General features: G+C 39.6%; 5 protein-coding genes and 1 pseudogene. 3 read left to right on the top strand and 3 right to left on the bottom strand.

Translation table 11 applies throughout. From position 1 onward, the window contains the following. The 3 genes and pseudogenes from B5P39_RS24610 to B5P39_RS24100 form a co-directional block, all read left to right on the top strand. Positions 1 to 75 (top strand): annotated as a pseudogene (locus B5P39_RS24610) (IS6 family transposase); the annotation flags it as partial. Positions 76 to 524: 449 nt separating this feature from the next. Then, positions 525 to 2,000 carry an ABC-F type ribosomal protection protein Msr(E) gene (gene msr(E) / locus B5P39_RS24095; RefSeq protein ID WP_000052512.1) on the top strand — a complete coding sequence of 492 codons (1,476 nt, stop codon included), beginning with the start codon at positions 525 to 527 and terminating at the stop codon, positions 1,998 to 2,000. A 55-nt stretch (positions 2,001 to 2,055) separates the two neighbouring features. Continuing rightward, entirely contained in the window at positions 2,056 to 2,940 is an 885-nt protein-coding gene (locus tag B5P39_RS24100) for an Mph(E) family macrolide 2'-phosphotransferase (RefSeq protein ID WP_000155092.1), read from the top strand. 358 nt (positions 2,941 to 3,298) lie between these two features. On the opposite strand, the gene B5P39_RS24105 is transcribed toward B5P39_RS24100, so the two are convergent. The 3 genes from B5P39_RS24105 to B5P39_RS24115 form a co-directional block, all read right to left on the bottom strand. After that, on the bottom strand, positions 3,299 to 3,841 hold the full coding sequence (locus B5P39_RS24105; protein WP_004896925.1) for a plasmid replication DNA-binding protein: 543 nt from the start codon (positions 3,839 to 3,841) through the stop codon (positions 3,299 to 3,301). A 66-nt stretch (positions 3,842 to 3,907) separates the two neighbouring features. Next, on the bottom strand, positions 3,908 to 4,144 hold the full coding sequence (locus tag B5P39_RS24110) for a hypothetical protein (protein WP_069455554.1): 237 nt from the start codon (positions 4,142 to 4,144) through the stop codon (positions 3,908 to 3,910). Further along, positions 4,145 to 5,329 (bottom strand): IS4-like element ISEc29 family transposase, encoded by a 1,185-nt coding sequence (locus B5P39_RS24115; RefSeq protein WP_002001451.1) that lies wholly within the window; start codon positions 5,327 to 5,329, stop codon positions 4,145 to 4,147. Positions 5,330 to 5,548: the final 219 nt, after the last annotated feature.

Genomic DNA, 5,548 nt, shown 5'->3' on the forward strand with positions numbered 1-5,548 from the left:
GGCCAGGCCTCAGCATTTTATTATGGTGATCCCCTGGGCGAAATGCGCCTGGTAAGCAGAGTTTTTGAAATGTAAGGCCTTTGAATAAGACAAAAGGCTGCCTCATCGCTAACTTTGCAACAGTGCCTAAAATAAGCCTTATATCCAAGCATAAAACAAGGTTGTCTAGACTTCTTTTAACAGTAAAGTTATCATAAAACTGAATTTTATTTTTTAGGTAAGTTTATGCATTCTATCCGCATTCGTTAAGACACAACTATTTGCATAGTGACACTATTTTATAATGGTGGGCTTTTGTTGTGTCTTTAAGAATATATGCGGATATATAAAGTAAAAGTATGCTTAATTTATAAGTATGCTTTTAGTGCATAGTTTCCAGTTATAACTTAATTGACTAGCTATTTGTCCACCCTGTGGATGAATAGCTTTTTTTTTGGGAGGACACTGTGATGCTAGCTTTTGTTTTCACCTAAATCCTGTTTGCTGCATAAAAAATTTCAAGAGCTAAACAGGAGTAAATAAAAATGAGTTTAATTATTAAAGCGAGAAACATACGCTTGGATTATGCTGGGCGTGATGTTTTGGATATTGATGAATTGGAAATTCACTCTTATGACCGTATTGGTCTTGTGGGTGATAACGGAGCAGGAAAGAGTAGTTTACTCAAAGTACTTAATGGCGAAATTGTTTTAGCCGAAGCGACATTACAGCGTTTTGGTGATTTTGCACATATCAGCCAACTGGGCGGAATCGAAATAGAAACGGTCGAAGACCGGGCAATGTTATCTCGCCTTGGTGTTTCCAATGTACAAAACGACACAATGAGTGGCGGAGAGGAAACTCGTGCAAAAATTGCTGCCGCATTTTCCCAACAAGTACATGGCATTCTAGCGGATGAACCAACCAGCCACCTTGATCTCAATGGAATAGATCTACTTATTGGTCAACTTAAAGCATTTGATGGAGCATTACTTGTTATCAGTCATGACCGATATTTTCTTGATATGGTTGTAGACAAGATATGGGAGTTAAAAGACGGTAAAATTACGGAATATTGGGGTGGTTACTCGGATTACTTGCGTCAAAAAGAAGAAGAGCGACAACACCAAGCCGTAGAATATGAGCTGATGATGAAGGAACGGGAGCGATTAGAATCTGCTGTGCAAGAAAAACGCCAGCAAGCTAATCGATTAGACAATAAGAAAAAAGGAGAAAAATCCAAAAACTCTACCGAAAGTGCTGGACGACTTGGGCATGCAAAAATGACTGGCACCAAGCAAAGAAAACTGTATCAGGCAGCTAAGAGTATGGAAAAGCGTTTGGCTGCATTAGAAGATATTCAAGCACCAGAGCATTTGCGTTCTATTCGTTTTCGTCAAAGTTCAGCCCTAGAACTGCACAATAAGTTCCCGATTACGGCAGATGGTCTGAGCTTAAAATTTGGTAGCCGTACTATCTTTGATGACGCTAACTTTATAATACCGCTTGGCGCTAAAGTCGCTATAACTGGATCGAATGGAACAGGGAAAACGTCCTTGTTAAAAATGATATCAGAACGTGCTGATGGATTAACCATATCTCCAAAAGCTGAAATTGGCTACTTTACACAAACAGGATATAAATTTAACACGCATAAATCTGTGCTCTCCTTTATGCAGGAAGAGTGCGAGTACACAGTTGCGGAAATTCGTGCAGTATTGGCTTCAATGGGGATCGGAGCGAATGATATTCAAAAAAACTTATCCGACTTATCGGGAGGTGAAATCATCAAACTGCTTTTATCCAAAATGCTTTTAGGAAAATATAATATTTTGCTTATGGATGAACCAGGAAACTATCTTGACCTAAAAAGTATTGCCGCATTAGAAACAATGATGAAGTCCTATGCAGGAACTATTATCTTCGTATCTCATGACAAGCAATTGGTCGATAATATTGCTGACATTATCTACGAGATCAAAGACCACAAAATCATCAAGACTTTTGAGAGAGATTGTTAATGATAGCCAATCTAATCCGAACATTAATTATTGAACTCTTTAAAGGAAATTAAAAATGACAATTCAAGATATTCAATCACTTGCTGAAGCACACGGCTTGTTGCTTACGGACAAAATGAATTTCAATGAAATGGGCATTGATTTTAAGGTCGTTTTTGCTCTTGATACAAAGGGGCAACAATGGTTGCTGCGTATTCCTCGTCGTGATGGCATGAGGGAACAAATCAAGAAAGAAAAACGCATTTTAGAATTGGTAAAAAAACATCTTTCTGTAGAGGTTCCTGATTGGAGAATTTCATCTACAGAATTAGTGGCTTATCCCATACTTAAAGATAATCCTGTTTTAAATTTGGATGCTGAAACCTATGAAATAATTTGGAATATGGACAAAGATAGCCCGAAATACATAACATCTTTGGCAAAAACCTTATTTGAAATCCATAGTATTCCTGAAAAAGAAGTTCGGGAAAATGATTTGAAAATTATGAAACCTTCAGATTTAAGACCTGAAATAGCAAACAATTTGCAGTTAGTAAAATCTGAAATTGGTATAAGTGAGCAATTGGAAACCCGCTACAGAAAATGGTTGGATAATGATGTTCTATGGGCAGATTTCACCCAATTTATACATGGCGATTTATATGCTGGGCATGTACTAGCTTCAAAGGATGGAGCTGTTTCAGGCGTTATTGATTGGTCAACAGCCCATATAGATGACCCAGCGATTGATTTTGCTGGGCATGTAACTTTGTTTGGAGAAGAAAGCCTCAAAACTCTAATCATCGAGTATGAAAAACTAGGGGGTAAAGTTTGGAATAAACTATATGAACAGACTTTAGAAAGAGCAGCGGCCTCTCCTTTGATGTATGGTTTATTTGCCTTAGAAACTCAAAATGAAAGCCTTATCGTTGGAGCAAAAGCTCAGTTGGGAGTTATATAATTTAAAAATATGATTGCTGAGAACTGCCTTGTTTTGAAACTTGGTTGGCTTTAATTAGTTTTTAGTATTCTTTATAGAAAATGCCTCGATCAAGGGGTATTTCTAACAATCATTTAACATAAAATTTCTTATACGAAATGCTTGATATTTCTCTTTAAATATCATTATATTAACGTAAGCCGTTCTGGAGTATAGGGCACCAGAACGGCTTTTTATTGATTATTCATGTTCCACGATCACTAATTGAGCGATGTTCCACGGTTTTATTCAGTTTTAATAAACATCATCCGGTTTTTTGAGGAGTCATTATTTCAAGTGCTTGCACTGAAATTGGCTCTTCAAAAAACTGGAGTCTTGGCTAACCATATGGAAGGAAAAAGCGGCTTAGGAAGCCTCTCTTCTTCTGTTCTGGTTCAACATGCTCCGGGATAGGAATACGCTTATTGTCTTGCTGAGGAGTAGTCAATTCGTCATAGTTCGTTGCTAGTTCCGACCGAGGATCCGTTGCTATATCCTGTTTAAAGCTCTGATCGGTAAAGGTAGTCATATTGGCTTTTGGTGCTTCTAGTAAGCGCTGCATAGCTTCAATCTGTTCTTGATAAAACGATTCACGTTCTAAAGATTGATTTTCTCTCTGTATTGCCTGATTTAATTGTTTTTCCAGTATGTCAACTTGACGTTTTAGTAAGTCAACTTCTGTCAAGTTTTGACTGTTAATTGATTGACTTTGATTGACTGTATCCTCTTTTTTTTGTGGTTCCCCAAAAACTCTTAGGGCCTCTGAAAAGTCAATTAATCCATCAGATCCTTTAGATAAATTTCCTTTGTTTATATGTGCATATATGGCTTGTCTTGAATATCCATAAAGCTTAGCTAACTCTGAAACTGACAGTTTTTTCATTATGTAAACCAGTTTTCAACTTGTGTTAATACCTGACTGTTAACTTAACAATTTCAATTAACAATGTCATTGAAATCCTAATTTTCTGAGTAAAGGAAGTAATTCCTTAAATTTCTCTGCATCTTGCAGCATGGCAGCTATACGTACAGCAAACTGCTGATAGCTTTCTGTGCCTTGTGAATATTTACTCATCTCAGGAAGCTCTGAGAGCTTGTTGGCGAATAGATGGCGTTGTTTATCTGTTATTTTTGAAAAGAGGTCTAATGTATCTGAGGGATCCCCACAAAATTTCCATTCATACAATCAGCTATCAGCCTGTTTGATTACTGCCCAGTCCCACTGAACCACCCACTGTAGTATTTGTTTAAGTCCCTGCTGATAATATTGCCTGCGTATTCGCTGTTTGGGTTCTTTGCAAAGTAATATCCCAAGGAAATTCAGGGCCAATACCCGCCTATTTTTAACGGTGTTAGCTTGATAACGCAGGTGCAAACCCGCTTTCTCCGCTGCGCTACCTAGCAGGTAATGAAACCAATTAACCAATGCGGCCAGTAGTAGCAGTATCTCTAAGCGAGATTTCTTCTTGGTACCATGCAAATCGCTACCCAGGCCATAGCGGTGACTTTTCTGATCACGGAAGCTTTCTTCAATTTGCATTCGGCTACTGTAGCACTTAGCAATTTTATCCGCATACCCATGGCAGTCAGCTAAGGATGACACCAACAACCATGGTTCCTTATACGTCTTATTTTTATCGCGTTTCAATAGCTTATAACCTTTGCCAACCAGGACGGCCTGCGTTTCATAGTGTTGTGTTTGGGCAAGCATGATTTTTCCTACACTTTTTGGATCCTTCTTCGCTTGCCGATAAAGCTGATTAACACTGATAAACTTGTCCTGCTCTGCCAATTTAAGCTTCACATTGCCTCGAACTCTAGCTACATAATGCCATCCCAGCTTACGCACTTGTTTCAGCCATGGAACTTTAAACCCCGCGTCAGTGACAATTACGGGCTTACAGTCCTTGGGTAGCATGGCTTTAAGCTGCTTTAAAAACGCCCCGTGTAGGTGTGGGCAGGTATAATCTTCTGCGGCGGCAATCTTCTGTAGCAGAGTCAACGCTCTACCGTCAGCGGCAATGCTGGCACGCAGGATAAAGTGTCGCTTGGCAGTATCGGCATTGCTCCAGTCAACCAAAATCATCGGCTTAGTTTTATGGCCAACAATAGAAGCCGTCAGCGCAGCATAAATCAATGGCAGCTCTCGTTGCAGGTTAGGATTATTGAGTAGACGATCTGCCCGTTTGATACTGACCTTATCTGAAGAGCCAGGCATCGCCCGGCCAATCGCAGTAACGGTGCAACACGCATCCTTTGCCAGGGCGGTTACCGCATCTAGCAAAACCGAAAATCGGGCTTTATGCATTGATTTTGGCGTGACAAAGGTGAGGAAATCAGCGAGCATAGCTTTTACATTCATGGTGAGCATCCGCGGTGTGGGAGTTTTGGCGAATGATCAGATCAGGAACCGCCATGAATGTTCCCCAATCAACTAACATTTTATTTTAACTACAGAATTTCGGCACTGTTGCAAATAGTCGGTGGTGATAAACTTATCATCCCCTTTTGCTGATGGAGCTGCACATGAACCCATTCAAAGGCCGGCATTTTCAGCGTGACATCATTCTGTGGGCCGTACGCTGGTACT

Origin of the sequence: Shewanella sp. Shew256 (assembly GCF_002196695.1) — a bacterium.
In the GTDB taxonomy this organism is placed as follows: Bacteria; Pseudomonadota; Gammaproteobacteria; order Enterobacterales; family Shewanellaceae; genus Shewanella; species Shewanella mangrovisoli.